Source organism: Actinomyces slackii (genome assembly GCF_900637295.1).
Lineage (GTDB): Bacteria > Actinomycetota > Actinomycetes > Actinomycetales > Actinomycetaceae > Actinomyces > Actinomyces slackii.
The window spans coordinates 473,178-492,264 of record NZ_LR134363.1 but is presented as its reverse complement, the minus strand read 5'-3'; the positions used below and the strand labels follow the sequence as shown (position 1 = coordinate 492,264).

Annotated in this window: 15 protein-coding genes; 12 read left to right on the top strand and 3 right to left on the bottom strand. The window is 72.8% G+C overall.

All coding sequences use genetic code 11. The features are described from left to right. Positions 1–898: 898 nt before the first annotated feature. From EL266_RS01980 to EL266_RS01970, 3 genes are all read left to right on the top strand, one after another. Positions 899–2,311 (top strand): amidohydrolase family protein, encoded by a 1,413-nt coding sequence (locus tag EL266_RS01980; protein ID WP_051281498.1) that lies wholly within the window; start codon positions 899–901, stop codon positions 2,309–2,311. A 10-nt stretch (positions 2,312–2,321) separates the two neighbouring features. Next, positions 2,322–4,169, top strand: a complete 1,848-nt coding sequence (locus tag EL266_RS01975) for a DUF885 family protein (RefSeq protein ID WP_084501212.1) — start codon at positions 2,322–2,324, stop codon at positions 4,167–4,169. A 480-nt stretch (positions 4,170–4,649) separates the two neighbouring features. After that, complete coding sequence (locus tag EL266_RS01970; protein WP_026428179.1) at positions 4,650–5,528, top strand: glycosyltransferase family 2 protein; 879 nt, start codon at positions 4,650–4,652, stop codon at positions 5,526–5,528. 38 nt (positions 5,529–5,566) lie between these two features. Here the strand turns inward: EL266_RS01970 and EL266_RS01965 are convergent, their stop codons facing one another. Beyond that, entirely contained in the window at positions 5,567–7,738 is a 2,172-nt protein-coding gene (locus tag EL266_RS01965; protein ID WP_051281496.1) for a hypothetical protein, read from the bottom strand. 55 nt (positions 7,739–7,793) lie between these two features. Continuing rightward, a complete protein-coding gene (locus EL266_RS01960; RefSeq protein WP_026428178.1) occupies positions 7,794–8,729 on the bottom strand; it encodes a fructosamine kinase family protein in 936 nt (311 codons plus the stop codon). A gap of 158 nt (positions 8,730–8,887) precedes the next feature. Between EL266_RS01960 and pheA the strand changes: the two genes are divergently transcribed. Both pheA and EL266_RS01950 read left to right on the top strand, forming a co-directional pair. Beyond that, positions 8,888–9,826: a prephenate dehydratase gene (pheA, locus tag EL266_RS01955; protein WP_026428177.1), complete on the top strand. Its 939-nt coding sequence runs from the start codon at positions 8,888–8,890 to the stop codon at positions 9,824–9,826. 64 nt (positions 9,827–9,890) lie between these two features. Continuing rightward, positions 9,891–10,964 carry a diacylglycerol/lipid kinase family protein gene (locus EL266_RS01950; protein WP_026428176.1) on the top strand — a complete coding sequence of 358 codons (1,074 nt, stop codon included), beginning with the start codon at positions 9,891–9,893 and terminating at the stop codon, positions 10,962–10,964. Between the two features lie 30 nt (positions 10,965–10,994). Here EL266_RS01950 and EL266_RS01945 read toward each other — a convergent pair whose 3' ends face one another. Further along, positions 10,995–11,927 (bottom strand): hydrogen peroxide-inducible genes activator, encoded by a 933-nt coding sequence (locus tag EL266_RS01945; RefSeq protein ID WP_026428175.1) that lies wholly within the window; start codon positions 11,925–11,927, stop codon positions 10,995–10,997. 311 nt (positions 11,928–12,238) lie between these two features. Between EL266_RS01945 and EL266_RS01940 the strand changes: the two genes are divergently transcribed. The 7 genes from EL266_RS01940 (at position 12,239) to EL266_RS01910 (ending at position 19,072) form a co-directional block, all read left to right on the top strand. Further along, complete coding sequence (locus tag EL266_RS01940; RefSeq protein WP_126412063.1) at positions 12,239–12,634, top strand: helix-turn-helix domain-containing protein; 396 nt, start codon at positions 12,239–12,241, stop codon at positions 12,632–12,634. Continuing rightward, on the top strand, positions 12,634–13,107 hold the full coding sequence (locus EL266_RS01935; RefSeq protein ID WP_026428174.1) for an ImmA/IrrE family metallo-endopeptidase: 474 nt from the start codon (positions 12,634–12,636) through the stop codon (positions 13,105–13,107). The genes EL266_RS01940 and EL266_RS01935 overlap by 1 nt, the downstream gene beginning before the upstream one ends. A 102-nt stretch (positions 13,108–13,209) precedes the next feature. After that, positions 13,210–14,325 (top strand): hypothetical protein, encoded by a 1,116-nt coding sequence (locus EL266_RS01930; RefSeq protein ID WP_026428173.1) that lies wholly within the window; start codon positions 13,210–13,212, stop codon positions 14,323–14,325. 253 nt (positions 14,326–14,578) lie between these two features. Continuing rightward, complete coding sequence (locus EL266_RS01925; protein ID WP_026428172.1) at positions 14,579–15,106, top strand: hypothetical protein; 528 nt, start codon at positions 14,579–14,581, stop codon at positions 15,104–15,106. A gap of 60 nt (positions 15,107–15,166) precedes the next feature. Next, positions 15,167–16,441, top strand: coding sequence for a serine--tRNA ligase (gene serS, locus EL266_RS01920; protein WP_026428171.1), 1,275 nt, complete (start codon positions 15,167–15,169; stop codon positions 16,439–16,441). A 4-nt stretch (positions 16,442–16,445) separates the two neighbouring features. Next, entirely contained in the window at positions 16,446–17,561 is a 1,116-nt protein-coding gene (locus tag EL266_RS01915; protein WP_084501210.1) for an HAD family hydrolase, read from the top strand. Continuing rightward, entirely contained in the window at positions 17,558–19,072 is a 1,515-nt protein-coding gene (locus EL266_RS01910; RefSeq protein WP_051281494.1) for an ABC transporter substrate-binding protein, read from the top strand. Before EL266_RS01915 ends, EL266_RS01910 begins: the two co-directional genes overlap by 4 nt. The last annotated feature ends 15 nt before the right edge of the window (positions 19,073–19,087 follow it).

Here is a 19,087-nt window from a genome sequence, read left to right as displayed (position 1 = left end):
ATCCTTGCTCGTCGAGGCAGCAGCGAGCCCAGATCGTTGGAATTCCAACGATCCGCCATGCAGGCATGTGGAATGAATGTGCAACCCCGGATCTCGCCACGACCCCAGCAGCACCACCCGCAGACACACCCGCCATGCCATTCCACGAGGCGCTGCTGAGAGGCTGCGCGGATGGATGGTGCCCTGCGCGGCGGCGCGGGAGCGCCGGTTCGCGTCGCGGACGAGGGTCTGCGTACTGGACGAGGGTTCGCGTCATCCGACTGGGGTTAGCACAGGGGTGATTGACGCAAACGCACGTCCGTGACGCAAAGTCACGTCTGCGAGGTCTGACGGTGGGCCTGGGTGCGCGCTTCCCGATGCCGGGCTGCCTCGTCCGGTGCGCTGCCGCCGGGCTGCCTCGTCCGGCCCTGACCCTGGCGGTGGGCCTGGGTGTGCGCTTCCCGATGCCGGGCCGCTTCGTCCGGTGCGCCGCCCGAGGTCGCCTCGCCCGGTCCGGTGCGCCGATGCCGGGCCTCAACGCTCGGTCTGCCCCGGCTCGGCCAGCCCCGGCCCCTGTCAGTTCTTCCGGCGACCCCACTGACCATCCTCTGACTGGCGCGCCCGGGCCTGCCCCACCCCGCCGCCCAGCAGTACCCACAGGCCCCGCGGGGCTCGGCCCGGCCCCGCGCCGCCTCGCCCGGCCCCGCCCCATCTGGGCGCAAGGTCCCAAATGTGCCTTTCACCTGCTGAGACATGCCAGAACTTCTGGTCAGGCCCTAGACCTCGGCAGGAGGACCTGGCAGGCTTATCCGCACACCGGCCTCACTATCCGAACGCCTGACAACGCCCAACTCAACCCAACCGCCGACTGCAACTGTCCTCAGCGAGGCGCACACCTCGCCAGGGGCGTGAAAGGCCGATGATGCCCTCGCAGACACCACCCGCCCCCTCGGAGGACTCCACCTGGGTCACCCCGCCCAGACGGGGCGCCGAGCGTGTCACTGGCGCGGGCCCGGCCATCATCACCGCCGAGCGGATCCTGACCGGCCGTCGTGGGGACGCGGCCGGCACCCTGGAGGTCCTGGCGGACCCGGTCCATGGAGTCGGCGTTCTTCTCGACGGCCCGCGCATCACGGCCGTTGGCCCCCTGCCCGAGCTCCAGGACCAGGCCGGCGCGGCCCTGGAGCGCCTTGAGCGCCTCGACCTGCCCGGCGCCACTCTTATGCCCGGTCTCATCGAGACCCACGCCCACCTGGCCACCTCCGGCACGGATATCGAGTACCCCGAGTACGGGGTCCACGAGGTCGCCCGCCTGACCCTCAACGCCGTGCGCGCCATCCGCGAGCTGGCCAGCGTCGGTATCACCTCCGTCCAGAGCCTGGGCGCGCGCCACTACGTGGACGTCGCCCTGCGCGACGCCATCGACGACGGCTCCCTGCGCGGCCCCCGGCTGCGGGCCAGCGGCCCCCAGATCACCACCACCGGCGGGCACTCCTGGCATGCCGGCGCCGAGGTCGACGGCCTCGATGACATCCGGCGCGCCGTGCGCGACCACCACAAGCGCGGTGTGGACACCGTCAAGTTCATGGCCACCGGTGGCTTCACCACTGCCGCCTCCCTACCCTGGAACGCCCAGTTCACCGCCGAGGAGATGGCGCTCATCGTGGCCGAGACCCACCGCCTGGGCCACCTCAGCGCCGCTCACGCCCACGGCACCCAGGGCATTGAGCGGGCCGTGGACGCCGGCATCGACTACTTGGCGCACGCCTCCTTCATCTCCGCCTCCGGGCGCACCGAGTTCGACCCCGCCTTGGCCGACCGCATCGCCGAGGCGGGCATCTACGTGGACTGCACCATCACCGCCGACGTCCCCGGCATGATCGAGCGCAATCCTGACTTCGCCCCGCCCGCCAGGCAGCTGTGGGAGCGCGGGGTGCGCATCGTCGCGGGCCACGACACCGGCATCCCTCAGGTCGCTCACCGCTCCTATGTGGCCGGGCTCCAGGCTCTGGAGGAGGTGGGACTGCCGCGCGCCGAGGTCATCCTGGCCGCCACCTCCCGCGCCGCCGCCGCCATCGGCCTGGCCGGCATCACCGGGGCCCTGGCCCCCGGCTACGAGGCCGACATCATCGCGGTCGCCTCCGACCCCACCGAGGGCCTGGGCGCCCTGCACACCCTGCGGGCCGTGATCATGCGCGGCCGGGAGTTCGTCCCCGACCCCGTTCAGGGCCTGCCGCGCATCGACGACCCGGACCCCGCGGCCGACCCCGCGATCGTTCTGGCCGCGCACCGAGACAGCATCAGACGCATCAACGAACACCCGAACGTGTGAGGAGAGGACCATGAGCAGAAGCAGCAGGCGAGGCGAATCCGCCGCCCTCGGGGCGAGGGCCGGGCCCGGGCCAGGCAGTGGCCCGGTGACCACCGCGACAGGATCCGGACCGCTGGCCGAGTCCTCGGCACCGGGTGCCGGCGGCCCCGGTGAGGCCCTGCGCGACCTGGCCGATGAGTACATCCGGCTCCTGGCCGCCCACGACCCCGACGCCGCAGCCGCTGCCGGGGTGCCGGGGCAGGCGATCCTGCCGGACTTCTCGCCCGAGGCCCTGGGCGCCCGAGTGGATGTGGAGCGCTCCCTCAGGGCGCGCGCCGACGCCGTGGTCGGCGAGCTCACCCGCAGCGACGCCATTCTGCGCGACCACCTCGTGGAGCGCCTGTCGACCTCGATCGACTTCATCGACTCCGGTGAGGAGGGGGCCCATCTGGACTCCCTGACCTCCCCCTTCCAGCGCATTCGCGACGAGTTGCGCACCCCCTCCCGCACCCCGAAGCCCCAGGGAGCCGGGGAGGCCGACGTCGCCGAGGCCGAGGCCAAGTGGGAAGGGGCGTGGGAGGTGCACCGCCTGCGCCTGGAGGCCCTGCCCTCTGCCCTGGAGGGCCTGGCCGCCTCCCTGGCCGCCTCCGCGCAGATGGGTGTGATCGCACCGCGCAGCCAGGTCGACGTCGTCGCCGGTCAGGCCCGGGATCTGGCCAAGGGCCGGGGCTGGGGCCTGCCCGAGGATCTGCCCTCCTCGCTGCGCGTCGAGCTCCAGGAGGCTGAGGCGGATGCGCGCCGGGCGGCCGCCGACTTCGCCGAGCACCTGCGCGCCAACCTCTCCCAGCGAGCGCCCCGGGGCGAGGGTGTGGGCGCTGAGCGCCACGCGCTGTGGATGAGCCGACTCCTGGGCGCCAGGGTCGACCCTGTGGAGACCTACGCCTGGGCTGAGCAGGAGCTGGCCGACGTCGTCGCCGAGCAGGACGCCATCGCCGTCGATCTGCTGGGGTCAGGGGCCGACGCCGCTGCGCTGGATGAGCATCTGCGCTCCGACCGCTCTCGGGGCCTGGTCCCCGGGCAGTACGAGGCCTGGGCGCAGGATGCCGCTGACCAGGCCTGGGATGCGGTTGTGGGCAGGGTCCTGGACCCGCCCGATGTGCTGGGGCGTCCGGTGGTCCGCCTGGATGCCTCGGGGGAGTCCGCCACCTATGAGGCCCCCGGGGAGGCCGGTGGCGCGCGGCGCCCCGGCACTATGCGCCGCGTCCTGACCCGGGGCGAGGAGATCATGTGGCCCTGGTCGGAGCGCGCCACGGTTCTGCACGCCACGGTCCCCGGTCACCACGCCTACTCCGGCTGGCACGCCTCTGACACCCGCCTGAGCCATTGGCAGCGCCACCTGGGCCGAGTGCCGGGCTGCAATGAGGGCTGGGCCGTCTACGGCGAGGCCCTGGGCGAGGAGCTGGGGCTGCTGGACGCCCCGGAGGATCGCTTCGGCTGGCTGGCGGCGCGCCGCTGGCGCCTGGCCCGGGTGCTGATCGACCTGGGGGTGCACTCCCAGCTGTCGGTGCCCGCAGGGGTCAGGGCGCTGCCGGGCGCGGACCGGTCGTGGAATCGCAGCACCGTGGGCGCCGTGCTGCGGCATCACGCAACGATCCCCGGTGATCTGGTGCGCGCCGAGACTGCCAGGCACCTGGGCGCCCCGGCGCGGGCGCTGTCCGACGCCCTGGGGGAGCGCGCCTGGCTGGCCGGCAGACGGGCCGCTGAGGCTCGCACCGCTGCCGAGGGCCGCTCCTGGGGGACCGCGGAGCTGCGGGCCTTCCACAACAGGAGCATCGCCCTGGGCTCCCTGGGGCTGGACCTGCTGGAGCGCTCCTTGTGAGTCTGGGGCGGTGAGCCTCGTGCGGTGAGCCTGGGCGGGCCGATAGTGCCGACCCGCCCAGGCAGGATCCGTCCGGCCTGTGCAGGTCCGGAACCGGGTCTGCGCTCAGGGAGGTCGGGGTGGTCCGTCCAGTGGCGGGTCGGCGGAACCCGGCGCCGTTGACGGGTCCCTGACCACAGACTGCCACGGCTCATGCGACAGGCGTGTGACGAGCGGCACGTAGGTGATGCGACACGCCGAGAAAAAGTGAATCTGCAAGTTTTGTATGTTTCCCCGGGGACGAAGGTCCCAATGCCGTGCGAGGGCCTGAGATCGCTCCTCATCGGCGATTTTGGGGTCCGTGAGGCACCTTCGACGACTGAAAGAATCCCGGGGTCACGCTGGGAAATCCCCGATAAATGCAAGGTTGCAGATCAGTGACAAGTGCGCCCGTAGCCGATTCGAGACGACCGGACTGCTCGGTCTGGATACCCTGGTGACGTGAGCCCAGCAAAGCGCCCCGATCAGCGCGTCGCCGTCATCATCCCGGCCAAGGACGAGGCGCAGCGCATCGCGGCCACGGTGCGCGCTTGCCGCTCCATCCCCCGGGTCGACCTGGTCGTCGTCGTCGATGACGGGTCCACTGACGGCACCCAGGATCACGCCCGCGCCGCCGGCGCTGTCACCGTGCGCCACTCGGTCTCCCGCGGCAAGGCCTCCGCCATGGAGACCGGCGCCTCCGTGGTGGGCATGCGCGACTACGTTGACGGCCCCGCCCGCCTCCTGCTCTTCATCGACGCCGACCTGGGCGACTCGGCCGCCTCCTGCTCCGAGCTCGTCCCGCCCGTCATCGACGGCGTGGCCGACATGGCCATCGCCGCCCCGCCCCGCCAGGCCGGTGCGGGCGGCCGGGGCCGGGTGGTTCGCGCCGCCCGCGCCGCCATCGCCAGGGCCACCGGCTGGGAGCCGGTCGCCCCCCTGTCCGGCCAGCGATGCCTGAGCCGCGAGGCCTATGAGGCCGCCGTCCCCCTGGCGGAGGGCTGGGGCGTCGAGGTGGGTCTGAGTATCGACGTGCTCGTGGCCGGCTTCGCCGTCATCGAGGTCCCCTGCGACATCACCCACCGCGTCACCGGCAATGATCGCGCCGGAACTCTTCACCGGGCCGCCCAGTACAAGGATGTGGTCCGGGCCATCGCCTACCGCCGCTTCCGGCGCCAGCGCGTGGCCTCCTCGCTCTACGAGTCCGCTGCCGAGCAGCAGAGCCCCTTCCACGCCTACCGGGCGCTGGCCACCGCGGAGACCGACGACGCCGGGCCGGCTGAGTCCGCCCAGCAGACCCCTCAGCACACAGAGGCCGCCCAGGAGGCCCGCCGCTCCTGAGGCGGCGCGTCGACGGCGCTCGCGGTGCCGCGCCCTGGTCACCGGGCGCGCGCGGCCAGCACCGCCGTGAGCGGGGGCAGCGCCCCGGCCAGGATGAAGCCCGCCATCGTGATGCCCGAGTCATTGCTCAGCACGGCCACCACGGTGAGCACGCCCAGGGAGGTCAGCGCCGGGCGCAGCCAGGCGGGGAGCCGGGCCTGGGCGGGGTCGGTGGCATCAGCTCGAGCGAGCCAGGCGTAGGGGCTGCGGCGCTGCCGCCAGGCGACCGCCTCCCTCCTCAGCCACCAGGCCACGGCACCGGTCATGACCAGGACCATGAACAGCGCCGCCAGGGCCAGGACATTGCTCAGGAAGGGGGCGACCAGGGAGAAGGCCTTGCGGCCCAGCGTCGAGCCGGCCTCCCCGCTGAGCACCTGCTCGGCGAAGCGGCCCAGATGCGTGCGGCTCTCAGGGGGCCGCGCCAGGTCGACCGCGGCCAGGGCGCTGACCGCCAGCAGCGTCGCCGCCCCGATCCCCAGCCAGGCCCGCCACCCCAGGCGCACCCGGGCCAGTCCCGCCACCAGGACCGCCAGGGCGGGGACCAGGGTCACCGCGCCGCCCACATCCGCGCCCAGCTGGGGGGCGCCGTCGGCAATGAGGGCGACCACGCTCACGCAGACGACCACCACCAGCGCTTGGCGCCCCCTGCCCAGGGCCTGCCACGTCAGGGCCAGGGCCACGATGAGGCAACTGGCGATCAGGGAGAAGGCCGTGTTGGACACGCCGTAGAACCGGCCCGCCACCACGGCATTCATGCCCAAGGGCCCATTGAAGGCCAGATGCGCGCCCGTGGCGGCGTCGGCCAGCCACAGGAGCGCCGTCAGCCCCGCCAGGATCGGGCCGGCCACCGCTGTCAGCGCCGGGCGGGCTCCCGGTCGCCGGCTCATCTGACGGAGCGCCTGCGCCGCTCCGAGGGCCAGGAGCGCCAGCAGGCCTGCCATGAGCAGCTGCGCCCCGGCGGCGGCGATCGTCAGGCGCCATTCGAACGGGTCGTCCTGCTCTCCGGCCCGCCACCAGGGCAGGGCATTGGCCAGCAGCGCCCCGCCGGGCAGGCTGGCCGCCGCGCAGGCGGCGATGCCGATGATCCTGGCGGACCTGGGATCAGGCCGCGAAGCGCCGCCGGGACTGCCCGGCCCCCGGGTGACACGGGGAGCTCGCAGGGTCGCGGCGGCGCGCACCCCCAGGGCGACGGCGGCGATCACCAGCGCGGCGCCGGCGAGGAACGTGGTCCAGGCGGAGGCGTAGGCGTGATGGGCGTCGTCGGCCAATGTCTCCAGGCGGTCGGCTGAACGCGCGGGCTGGGCCTGCTGCTCACCGGAGGGCAGGTCGAGGGCATGGCCCTGCCACCCGGAGGCCTGGCCGGTCAGGGCCTTGACCAGGGTCGGGGCCAGGTCGGTGAGCTGGATCAGCCCGGGTCGATGCGTCGAGGCCCCCACGAGCAGGTCGCCCTGGCTGCCATGGGAGCTGGTGGTGCCCGCGGGCAGCACCGCCACCTGGGGCTGGGGGCTCTCGTCGTCCGCCACCGAGGCCAGGATGATGCGGGCGCCCAGCGCCTGGGCGCTGCGCAGCGCCTGGGCCAGCGAGGCCAGGCGCATGGTGTCGCCAACGCGATCCGGGGGCACGGTGTCCACCAGGAGCAGGTCCGCGCCGCGCAGATCCAGTGGCTGGCCGTCATATGGCTCGGACTGCCCAGCGCCCGTGGACAGGGCCGGTGAGGCGAGCAAGCCGAGGGTTCGAGCCTTCAGGCCCCCGTCCAGGGCCCGCGCCAGCGCGGTGGGGGAGGGCTCTGAGCTGAAGGCCCACTCCACGCGCTCCCCGGCCCCTATCGTGGCCCAGCCATCGCTCAGGCTGGTGCGGGCGGACACGGTCCGGGTCACCAGGTTGACCGGCTCATTGGCCCGGGCGAAGTCCAGGATCTCTCGGGCATCCTGCGCGGCCTTAGGGTCCTGGTCACGGTCCTCGGCCAGGGTGAGCAGGTCCTCCCAGGACAGGTTCTCCGTTCCCAGGACGACGATCGGCGCATCCCGGGAGAGATCCGAGCGATGCGGCTGGGCCGAGTGGGGCGGCTGGGCCAGTGCCGTCCCGGCGCCGGCCAGCGCCATGCCGATGATCACCAGCAGCACCATGGCGTAGACGACCGCACGGGTCAGCCTGCGCTTGGAAGGTCTCATGAGATCAGCCTACGGGTGGTGCCCGCCGCCACCAGGGGGCGGTGGGCGCCCGCTCCTACACGTAGGAGCGGGCCACGCTGACCGCCTCGGCCCCATAGCCGCCGCCGAAGAGATAGGCGTGAATCATGAGGATGTGCAGGGAGTGCAGGCCCACGCGCTCGCGCCAGCCCTCGGACAGCGGCGAGACCTCGTCATAGGCCGCATAGATCCGCTCCAGATGCCGCTGGCCGAACACGCCCAGCGCCGCCAGGTCAGTCTCGGCATGCGCCCCCTGGGCCATGGGGTCGATCAGCACCCCGACGACGCCGGCCCTGGAGCCGGCGGACTCCGCCGGCCCGCAGCCGGCCCGCTCGGGGGCCCAGTCGGCCGTGGCCTCCACCGGCACCCACAGCACATTGCCGCACCACAGGTCCCCGTGGGTGCGGGAGACCACGGCCGGCGCTGCCGGCGCTGCTGGCTCTGCTGGCCCCGCTGGCCCGGACGGCCCCGTGGCTCCGGCTCGCCCGGGCGCCCCGGCGCGCACGAGCCCCGGCTCCTCGGCATCGAGGCGCCCATCGGCCAGCGCCGAGCACAGGCGCTCGATGATCCGCGCCCCGGAGGCGCTGATCGAGCCGTTGTCCCGGGCCGGGCCCAGGTAGAAGCCGATGCGGTCCTCGGCGTAGAACTCCCCCCAGCGCCGGGGCGCTGAGTCCTGGACCAACTGGATGTTCGAGCGCCCCATCTGGTCGCGACCGTTCCAGCCGGGAGGGGCCGCCCCGTAGACGGGGGCTCCCGCGGCATGCGTGAGGGCCAGCGCCCGGCCAAAGCTCTCCGCGGCCTGGGCCGTGACCCCGGTGGTGGGCAGCCGCGGCTCCTCCAGCCAGCCGGGTCCCGTGGTGGCCGGGACGACATGCGCGCCGCCCGTCTCCATCGCCTCAGCCAGCCACCGCAGCCCCTGGGCCTCCAGCCGGGTGGAGACCGGTCCGTCGTCGTGCTTGCGGAAGGTCGTCATGGCCCCGAGCCTAGCGAGGCGCCCACCGTGACCGCCTTTGACGCCCGGCGCGCCCCCACCTCCTGGCAGCACATGCCGCTGACCTGCGGGAACACGAATGCGCCCGGATGCCTCGAGGCTGAGAAGTGGTCACGGTGGACACGGGCTACGCTGAGTCCATGACGGATGCTCCCCTCTGGTCCTTCCTCGGCCCCGCCGGCACCTTCACCGAGATGGCGCTGCGGCAGGTCGCCCCCCTCAATGTCGAGCTCGACCCCTGCCAGGACGTGCCCACCGCCCTGGACCGGGTCCGCTCGCGGGCCGCTGAGGCCGCCGTGGTCCCCATGGAGAACTCCGTGGAGGGCGGTGTCAACGCCACCCTGGACAACCTCGTGGCCTCCACCCCGCTGGTCATCACCGCGGAGATGGCCGTCCCGATCACCTTCGTCCTGGCCGGCCGCCCCGGCACCCGACTGGAGGACGTCACCGGGATCTCCACCCACCCCCACGCCTGGGCGCAGTGCCGCGGCTGGGTCCACCACAACCTGCCGGAGGCCCGCTATGTGGCCGGCACCTCCACCTCCGCCCCCGCCCAGGCGCTGGCCAACGGCGAGGAGGCCGGTTATCAGGCGGTGCTGTGCAACGCCCTGGCCGCCCAGACCTACGGCTTGGAGGTCATCGCCGGGGGAGTGGCCGACAACCCCGACGCGGTCACGCGTTTCGTCAAGGTGACCCGGCCGGGCCGGGTGGGGGAACCCAGCGGCGCCGACAAGACCACCCTCATGGTCCAGCTCCCCCATAACCACTCCGGCGCCCTGCTCAACATGCTCGAGCAGTTCAGCGCCCGCGGGGTCAACCTCTCGCGCATCGAGTCGCGCCCGGTGGGCGACTCCCTGGGCCGCTACCGCTTCTCCCTGGACATCGAGGGGCATGTGCGTGAGGAGCGCGTCCAGGCGGCCTTCATCGGCCTGCACCGCACCTGCCCGATGGTGCGGTTCCTGGGCTCCTACCCTCGCCTGGACGCCCGTCCCGTGACCGTGCTGGCCGGCACCTCCGACAAGGATTTCGTGGTGGCGCGCTCCTGGGTGGCCGATGTCCTGGAGGGCCGGGCCCTGTGACCGGCCCAGTCCTCCCCATGGAGGCGCCCGGGCGCAGCGCTGCTCCGGCAGATAGCCTTGGAGGATGAGCGGGGCGCAGGATGCCGGCACGCCGGGGAGCCGATCGCGGTCTGCGCGCCCGACGGCCTGCATCGTCATCAACCCCTCCAAGCGCCGAGCCACCGCGACGATGCGCGGGCAGCTCTCCGCAGCGCTGCGCGAGGCCGGCTACACCCCGCACTGGCTGGAGACCACCGCCGCTGAGCCCGGGGCCGGGCAGGCCCGCCTGGCCGTGGCCAGTGGCGCGCGGCTCGTGGTGGCCGCGGGCGGCGACGGCACCGTGCGCTCGGTGGCGGCCGGTCTGGCGGGCACCGGCGTCGAGATGGGGGTGGCCCCCCTGGGAACCGCCAATCTGGCCGCCCGCAACCTGGGCATCCCGCTGGCCGACCCGGCCAGGATCGTCCGCATCGCCGCATCGGGGCAGGCCCGCCCCTGCGATCTGGCCTGGGTCTCGACTCAGGCCGACGACGCCCAGGAGGGCTTCGCCGGCCTGGCCCCTCCGGGCGGCTGGGCTCGCCCCACGCTGGGGGGCGAGCACGCCTGCATGGTGGTGGCCGGCGTCGGCTTCGACGCGGGCCTGGTGGCCTCGACGCGACCGGGCCTCAAGGCGCGCATCGGATGGGGGGCCTATGCCGTCGCCGCCATGGAGAACCTGCGGCATCCGCGCATGGACCTGGTGCTCAGCCTCGATGAGCGCCCGGCCCCGGTGCGAGGAGGCCGGTCAGGGGATCCGCGAGTCAGGGTTGAGAGGCTGACGGCCCGCAGCCTCCTGGTGGCCAACGGGGGGCGCCTGCCGGCCGGCATCACGCTGCTGCCCGGCGCCCGGGTCGACGACGGCCTGCTCGATATCGCCGCCATCGACACCGTGGCCGGGATCGTGGGGTGGAGCTCCCTGGCCCGCCAGGTGCTGCCGCCCTACGCGGCCGCCTACGCCGATCCCGAGCGCGCCACCGGTCGGGTGGTCCAGCGCCGGGGGAGCGGGATCACGGTCCGCCTGGGCGCGCCGGCCCTGGTGGAGGTCGACGGCGATCTGCTGCCGCCCTGCCGGGGCGTGCGGGTGCGCCTGCAGGCGGGGGCCGTGCGGGTCAGGAGGCCATGAGGCCACAGGGCCCCGCCCCTGCCGGGCCGATCAGTCCTCGATGGGCCGCATCGGCAGATCGGCGTCCTTGACCAGGGTCGTGATGATCTCGGCGAGCTGGGCGAAGTCCGCGCCGCGCGAGGAGGAGGTGCGGTGCACCAGGCCGATGCGGCGCACCGGGCCCGGGTCGGCGAAGCGCGCGATGGCGTAGTTCTCCTGCGGGGGCAGCATGCGCAGCGCGCCCTCGGGGATGATCGTGATGCCGGTGCCATGCGCCACCATGCGGATGACGGTGGACAGGGTGGTGGCCACGGCAACCGGCGGGGTGGAGCCATAGCGCTGGCACAGGGCCAGGGTCTGCTCGCGCAGGCAGTTGCCCTCGTCGAGCAGGAGGATGGGCTGGGAGTCGAGCTCCTCGGTGGTCACGTCCTCGCGCCCCGCCCAGGGGTGGTCGGCGGAGACCAGGACGACCAGGGGCTCGTCGAACATGGGGATGGCCGTGGAGCGGTGCAGGTCGACGTCGATGGAGATGACGGCGGCGTCCAGGCGCCCCTGGTTGAGCAGCTCCAGGATGTCGCCGGTGACCATCTCGCGCAGCTCGGGCGTCATCTGGGGCAGGGTGGCGGCCAGGCCGTCGAGGAGGACCGGGGCCAGGTAGGGGGCGAAGGTCGGGATGATCCCCAGGCGCATGGAGCCGGTCAGGGCGGCGCCCTGGTTGGTGACCGCCTCGTTGAAGGACTCGGCGGCCAGGACGGCGTCGCGGGCGTAGGGCAGAAGGGTCTCGCCCAGGGGCGTGACCAGCACCCGGCGGGTGGTGCGCTCAACGAGCTCCCCGCCCACGCGCTTCTCCAGGGCGGTGATGGCCTGGGAGAGGCTGGGCTGGCTGACCCCGAGAGTGGCGGCGGCCTCGCCGAAGTGCTGGTGGTCGCACAGGGCGACGAAGGCTCTGAGCTGGGAGAAGGAGGGAAGGCTGGAGGTGGGCATGAGGGCAATCCTGTGGTTGAGGTCAAGAAGGTACGTGACAAGCGATAGCGAAGGGTTCTGGAGGTTCTCCTTACAGACGAGAACTATAGGCCATCCCCCATCAATCAGATTGCTTTCACAGGTGATATCACGCTCATGTTGTGATGAGCCCAGTCCGAGGGGCCGGGCCCGCCCGGCGAGACGGCGGGATCCGTGCCTCATCCTCGCCCTCGACCGCTCCCAGCCGGTAGCCTGGGGCCATCGCCCGGCCTCATCAGCCGACCTGTGCCAGCCCGATCCCAACACGAGCCCGACACAGTAGGGAGTCCATCGTGAGTATTGCCCAACGGCTCGAAGAGCTGTTCGCGCAGACCGGCGGTCCTCTGCGGCGGCCGGTGACCCTTCAGGAGATCACGGCGCGCATGGAGGAGCGGGGCATCGCGACGATGTCCGTGAGCTATCTGCACCAGCTGCGCACCGGTCAGGCCAAGAACCCCCGGCTGCAGCACCTGCGCGCCCTGGCCGATGCCTTCGGCGTGCCACTGTCCTACTTCACCGACTCCGAGGAGGACGAGCCCGGCCAGGAGCGCCTGACGCCCCAGGAGCGGATGGTGGCCATGCGGGTCCACGGGCTCAGCGATGAGGCCCTGGCGAGCATCCGGGCCATCGTGGAGCTCGCCCGCCGCAGCGAGCAGCTGGACGACCCCGCCCAGGACCGGGAGATGTGATGGCAGTGAGCGCAGCCCAGGACATGGAGGAGCGCCAGGACCTCCAGGATCAGCGGGACGCCCTGAGCAGCATCGACTGGCCCGAGCGCCCCACCGTGCAGAGCCTGGGGGAGGCGATCGGCCGCCTGCGCGGCATGCGCGTGGTCATCGCGCCCATCCCCGAGGGGATTCGGAGCGCCGAGGTCAACGGCCTGACGGTCTCGGTCGGCAGCGCCGCCAAGGTCTACTACGACCCTCGGCTGGCCCCGCTCAACTGCACCCAGACCATCCTCCATGAGCTCGCGCACGTCCTGCACGGGGATGTCTGCGCCGAGCGGAGCGCCGCGAGCTACCGGACAACCTTCGACACCCCGCAGGAGCGGCGTGCCGAGCTCACCGCCACTCGCCTCATGCTCGAGCTCAACCGCAGGATTCGCGGCTCCGACCTGCTCGACTTCCTGTCAGGACGCGCTGCCAGGGCCCACAGGCCGTGAGAATCTGTACGATGTCGGTGTGGGTCGGTGTGGCCCTAGCCGCCGCGAACCCCCGCGCTCGCGGCGCTGATCATCCCTTCTCCTAGAAAGCGCACGAGGCCTATGCCGGGTTCCATCACCTCTCTCATCGTTGTCGGCGTCGCCGTTGCCCTACTCCTCGTGGTCCTGGTGCTGCACAAAGGGCGCGGGCCGCGCACGGTCCTGCTGCGCTGGGCCGCCGCCACCATGCTCATATCGGCGGTTCTGCGGGAAAGCACCAGTGTTCTCGGGGACGTTCCGGTCATCGACCTGATCAAGCGCCTGATCTTCCTGGTCACCATGACCACGGTGATCATCCTCGTCCTGACCTTCCGGCGCACCTCCATCACCCGGCGCGCGGCCCGTCGCTACTGGTGGCTGGCGGGCGCCGTCGGGATCCTGCAGTGCGCGCTGTTCTGGCTCATGCCGCTTCAGTCCGACGGGAGCCTGTACCCCTACACGGAGGCCGGCCGCTCCCCGGCGATCCTCCTCTACTACGGCCTGTTCGACACGACCATCGCGGTCACGGCCATCGCCTGCGGCTACGGCTGCGTCCGGGCGCTGATGCGGGGCCAGCAGCCGCTTCTCGCCCGGATCTCACTCATCCTGGGGATCTGCTCGGTCGTCACCGCCGTGGGCTATGTCGTGGTCGGCTGGCTCGCACTGCTGGAGAGCGTCGGCTCCGACTACGACGCCGTGCACAGGCAGCTGTTCCTGGCGACCATCGCCTTCCTGCTGGGCATGATCGCGGTGGGCGGCATCCGCACCATCGTCGTCGAGGGGCAGTCGGCGCTGGCCACGAGCGTGGGCACCGATATCGTCGAGCCCCTGTGGCGCGAGGTGACCAGGCTCCACCCGGGGGTGATGCTCCCCGCGGATCGGCTCACCCGGCGCGAGCGCCTGGTCCGGCTGGTTGTCGAGACCAATGACGCCCTCCACCTCATCCGCCGCAGCTCCGCCGACGCCCCGGGCGTGCTCACGGGCGAGGATCCCTCCGACCCCGACCAGACGGCCGACCTGCTCATCCACCTGCTCGGTGAGAGCGCGGCGCCCCAGCCCCCGGGGCTGCGCACCCGCCTGCTCATGAGGGTCAGCGCCCTCATGCCCGACGACGAGGTCGCCTCCTCCGTCAAGGAGCTCTACGCCCTGCGGCTGGCCTTCGCCGCCCGCGACCGCCAGCGCGCCCTGCCCGCGCGCTGAGGCGGCGGGTCGGGGCACCGCCCCGTCCCGACAACCGCCCGGCGATGCTGTGAGGGCCAGGCCACCCGGCCTGGCCCTCACAGCATCACCGGGACTCACCGCCGGGGAGTCAGGGCGGGGGACCGGGGAGCGGACAGTTATTCCTTGGGAGTGGAAATATTTATACTCCCGTGACATAGTCGTGCTGGCGGTGGCGGCGACCATGTCGCCGGCCGCCGTCGACCAGAGTGTCTCGAGGACAAGGAATTCACCCATGCCACAGCACTCCGTCCTGACAGGCTCATCCCCTGACTGCCGACGGCAGGCGCAGGCCGCTGTGAGCGCGAGCAGCACCCCGGATCTGGCCCACACCGCCTCCCTCATCGAGGACATCCTCACCGGGGTCAGGGCAACGCCGGCGGATCGCCGGGCGATCGCCGACCACATCACCGGACGGCGGCAGCTCGAAGCCGCCGGGGCACCGCCCCAGGACTCCTGGACGCTGACCACCTCCCTGGCCCAGGCCTGGCAGGCCTACTCCCAGCGGGCGAACCTGTCCGCCGGGGTCCTGCTCCGGGTCCTGGAGGGGGTCTGCGGCATCGTCACCCAGCACCTCGACACCGAGACCGCCATCACGATCCTGCGCGACGCCCGGGAGGAGGCGACCCCTGAGCAGGTCGAGGACCTGGTCCGCTGGCTGGAGCGCGAGGACATCTGGGACCCCGCCGCCACAGCAGCGCAGGTCAGGGCGGCCTGGATCGCCTACCGCGACCAGCACCTCGGGCGCTCCGCAACCGCCTGAGCCGCCCGCCCGGCCCTGTGCCGGCTGAGGGCAGGGGCCGATCTGGATAGACTCGGCCCCATGATCGACCTCCGCGCGCTTCGTGACAACCCCGAGCCCTTCCGCGCCAGCCAGCGCGCCCGCGGCGCCGACGTCGCCCTGGTGGACCGGATCCTGGCCGCGGACGAGTCCCGCCGCGCCTCCCTGGGCGCCTTCGAGTCCCTGCGCGCCGAGCAGAAGACCGTCTCGAAGTCAGTGGGCAAGGCCTCGCCCGAGGAGCGCCCCGCCGTCCTGGCCCGGGCCAAGGAGCTCGCCGAGAGGGTCAAGGCCGCCGAGGCCGCCGCCGCCGAGGCCGCCGCCGCCCTCGATGAGCTGGCCGGCCAGTTCCACAACCTCATCGACGGCGCCCCCACCGGAGGCGAGGAGGACTACGTCGTGCTGCGCCACGAGGGCGGCCAGCCGCGCGACTTCGCCGCCGAGGGCTTCACCCCCGCCGACCACCTGGCCCTGGGCGAGGGACTGGACATCATCGACACCCGGCGCGGCGCCAAGGTCTCCGGCTCGCGCTTCTACTTCCTCAAGGGCTGGGGCATGCGCCTGGAGCTGGCCCTCATGACCGCTGCCCTGGACCGGGCCCTGGACCACGGATTCACCCCCATGACCACCCCCACCCTCGTGACCCCCCAGGTCATGGGCGGCACCGGGTTCCTGGGCGCCCACAGCGATGAGATCTACCACCTGGGCGCCGACGACCTCTACCTGACCGGCACCTCCGAGGTCGCCCTGGCCGGCTACCACGCCGACGAGATCCTCGACCTGTCGGATGGTCCGCGGCGCTACCTGGGCTGGTCCACCTGCTACCGGCGCGAGGCCGGGGCCGCGGGCAAGGACACCCGCGGCATCATCCGCGTCCACCAGTTCAACAAGGCCGAGATGTTCTCCTACTGCCGCCCCGAGGAGGCGACCGAGGAGCACGCCCGCCTCCTGGCCCTGGAGGAGGAGATGCTGGCCCTGGTCGAGCTGCCCTACCGGGTCATCGACACCGCCGCCGGGGACCTGGGATCCTCAGCGGCCCGCAAGTTCGACTGCGAGGCCTGGCTGCCCACTCAGGAGCGCTGGATGGAGGTCACCTCCACCTCCAACTGCACCACCTTCCAGGCCCGCCGCCTGGCCGTGCGCGAGCGCCGCGAGAGCGGCACCTCCCCCGTGGCCACCCTCAACGGAACCCTGGCCACCACCCGGTGGATGGTCGCCATCCTGGAGAACCACCAGCTCCCGGACGGCTCGGTGCGCGTCCCGGAGGGGCTGCGGCCCTACCTGGGCGGCCTGGAGGCCATCACGGCGGCCGGGGCCTGAGGCCATGGCCGTGCCCACCGCCGACGGCGGCCTCGCCACCAGCCTGCCGGAGGGCGCAGAGCCCGGGGCTGAGAATGCTGAGAATCCCGCGCGGCCCGCGCGGCAGACCGCGGTGCCCGCCGTCGACGATCCCATCCAGCCCTCCGGTCAGCCCCTGGTGCCGCAGCTGGGACTGGGAGGCTCGAGCGAGCACCCCGGCGCCCTGCTGCGCCGTCGGCCCGGGCATGAGGAGTACCACGGCCTGGTCCAGGACCGGATCGCCGACCTCGACGCCCTGGAGGCCGCCGGCGGCGCGCCCCTGGCCCCCGACTCCAGGACCCTGGTGGCGCTGGATGTCGACGGCACCATCCTGGACATGGACGGCTGCGTCTCCGAGCGGGTCATGGCCTCCATCGCCCGCCTGCGCGCCTACGGGGTCCCCGTCGTCATCTCCACCGGCCGCGGCGTCCAGGCCGCCATGCCGGTGGCCCGGCATGTGGGCCTGACCAGCGGCTGGATGATCTGCGCCAACGGCGCCCTGACCGTGAGGCTGGAGCCCGATGCCCCCGGCGGCTACGAGGTCGTCGACCAGCGCACCTTCGACCCCGGCCCGGCCATCGCCGCCCTCCTGGAGGCCATTCCCGACGGGATCGCCGCCGTGGAGGTTCCCGGCGGCGGCTTCAAGGTCTCCCGGCCCTTCCCCGACGGGGAGCTCATCGAGGGCCAGGAGGTGGTCTCCATGGAGGAGCTGTGCTCCCGGCCGGTGACCCGCGTGGTGCTGCGCGCCCCCGGCATGGGCGTCGAGGAGTTCAGCGCCCTGGTCGCCGAATCGGGCCTGCACTCCGTGACCTACGCCATCGGCTGGACAGCCTGGCTGGATGTGGCCCCCCAGGGGGTGACCAAGGCATCCGCCCTGGAGGCCCTCACGGCCCGTCTGGGCCTGGAGCCCGCCCGCGCCCTGGCCGTGGGCGACGGCAGTAATGATGTCGAGATGATCGAGTGGGCCGGGGTGGGCGCCGTCATGGGCAGCGCCCCCCAGTGGGTGCGAGACCGCGGCAACCTCCTGACAGCGCCGGTGTGGTCCGATGGCTGCGCCGCCGTCCTGGATGCACTCGTGGAAAGAGCAAGGCAGATCTCATGACTCCCCTCCCTCCCCCATCCCGGATCCGCGCCCGGAGCGGCCCCCTGGCAGCCGGCCTGGCCCTCATGATGGCCTGCGCCGGCCTGGCCGGCTGCTCCGGGCCCGACTCCCCGGCCGAGGCCTGCACCCCCTACGAGGTCTACGGGACCTTCGACGGCGATCAGGTCACCGTGGTCTCGGCCTTCACCGGCGTGGAGGCCGAGCGCTTCGAGGCCTCGCTGGTGCGCTTCGAGGGATGCACGGGAATTGACGTCGTCCACACCGGCTCCACCTCCCTGGAGGCCGACCTGCTGGCCGCCTCGGGGGCGGACACCGCCACGGCCAGCGGTGCCACGCCGGCGGCGAAGGACCGCCACCAGGCGCTGGCGGATCTGGCGATCATCCCCCAACAGGGGCTCGTGACCGAGATGGTGGACACCGGCGTCGTCCAGCCCCTGCCCGAGGCGGTCAACGCCAACGTGGAGCTGGGCTGGGACCGCCAGTGGGCCCAGGCGGGCACCTACGACTCCGTGCCCTACGCGGCCCCGCTCATGGCCTCGGTGAAGTCCCTGATCTGGTACTCCCCGCAGGCCTTCTCCCAGGCCGGCTACGAGGTCCCCACCACCTGGGCCGAGCTCCAGGCCCTGACCAAGCGGATCCGCGCCGATCACCCCGACGGGGCCGTGGCCCCCTGGTGCCTGGGCGTGGCCGACGGCGAGGCCACCGGCTGGGTCATGACCGACTGGCTGGAGGAGGCCCTCCTGGCCACGCAGGGGCCCGGCACCTATGACGCCTGGTGGGAGCACAAGATCCCGGTGGACGATTCCGCGGCGGTGGGCGCGCTGGAGGAGGTCGAGTCCCTGGTGCTGGCCCCGGGCCATGTGCTGGGTGGACGCGAGGGAGCCCTGGCGATGACCCCCGAGGACGCCGGTGCGGCCCTGGTCGAGGGCCGCTGCCTCATGCTGCACGCCTCCTCCTCCTTCGAGGGCCAGCTGCCGGCGGGCACGGCTGTCGCCGACGCCTCGGGCACGACCACGGCGACCGTTCCCGGAGCGCCCCAGACCACCGCCTCGGCGCAGGAGGGGACCGACCGGACCGGCGCCCTGGCTCCCAGCGGCGCCGCCGTGGACACCTCCAACACGGTGACCGCCTTCACCGTCCCCGATAGCCAGGAGAACTCCGACGCCGTCATGGTGGGAACGGACTATGTGCTGGCCTTCTCCCGGGGGCCGGCCCAGGAGGCGGTCCTGACCTATCTCAGCACGGACCGGTGGGCCCAGGCCCGGGTGGAGCTGGGGGGCGTGGCCACCGCCAACCGCGGAGTGGATGCCTCGACCATTCCCTCGGCGGTGGCGCGCCAGGCCACTGTGACCCTGCAGTCCCGCGAGACCACGATGCGGATCGACGCCTCGGACCGCATGCCCGTCGACGTGGGCACGGGCGCTCTGTGGAAGGGCCTGACCCAGTGGCTCTCCGGCGAGGTGACGGCCAAGGAGGCGCTGGGCCAAGCGGAGTCCGCCTGGCCCAGCTGAGCCCGCCGGCGCGTC

Bases quoted from the DNA above. Each gene is read 5' to 3' on its own strand.
- EL266_RS01980 (WP_051281498.1), top strand. From the start codon at position 899: ATGATGCCCTCGCAGACACCACCCGCCCCCTCGGAGGACTCCACCTGG.
- EL266_RS01975 (WP_084501212.1), top strand. From the start codon at position 2,322: ATGAGCAGAAGCAGCAGGCGAGGCGAATCCGCCGCCCTCGGGGCGAGG.
- EL266_RS01965 (WP_051281496.1), bottom strand. From the start codon at position 7,738: ATGAGACCTTCCAAGCGCAGGCTGACCCGTGCGGTCGTCTACGCCATG.
- EL266_RS01960 (WP_026428178.1), bottom strand. From the start codon at position 8,729: ATGACGACCTTCCGCAAGCACGACGACGGACCGGTCTCCACCCGGCTG.
- pheA (WP_026428177.1), top strand. From the start codon at position 8,888: ATGACGGATGCTCCCCTCTGGTCCTTCCTCGGCCCCGCCGGCACCTTC.
- EL266_RS01950 (WP_026428176.1), top strand. From the start codon at position 9,891: ATGAGCGGGGCGCAGGATGCCGGCACGCCGGGGAGCCGATCGCGGTCT.
- EL266_RS01945 (WP_026428175.1), bottom strand. From the start codon at position 11,927: ATGCCCACCTCCAGCCTTCCCTCCTTCTCCCAGCTCAGAGCCTTCGTC.
- EL266_RS01935 (WP_026428174.1), top strand. From the start codon at position 12,634: ATGGCAGTGAGCGCAGCCCAGGACATGGAGGAGCGCCAGGACCTCCAG.
- EL266_RS01930 (WP_026428173.1), top strand. From the start codon at position 13,210: ATGCCGGGTTCCATCACCTCTCTCATCGTTGTCGGCGTCGCCGTTGCC.
- EL266_RS01925 (WP_026428172.1), top strand. From the start codon at position 14,579: ATGCCACAGCACTCCGTCCTGACAGGCTCATCCCCTGACTGCCGACGG.
- serS (WP_026428171.1), top strand. From the start codon at position 15,167: ATGATCGACCTCCGCGCGCTTCGTGACAACCCCGAGCCCTTCCGCGCC.
- EL266_RS01915 (WP_084501210.1), top strand. From the start codon at position 16,446: ATGGCCGTGCCCACCGCCGACGGCGGCCTCGCCACCAGCCTGCCGGAG.
- EL266_RS01910 (WP_051281494.1), top strand. From the start codon at position 17,558: ATGACTCCCCTCCCTCCCCCATCCCGGATCCGCGCCCGGAGCGGCCCC.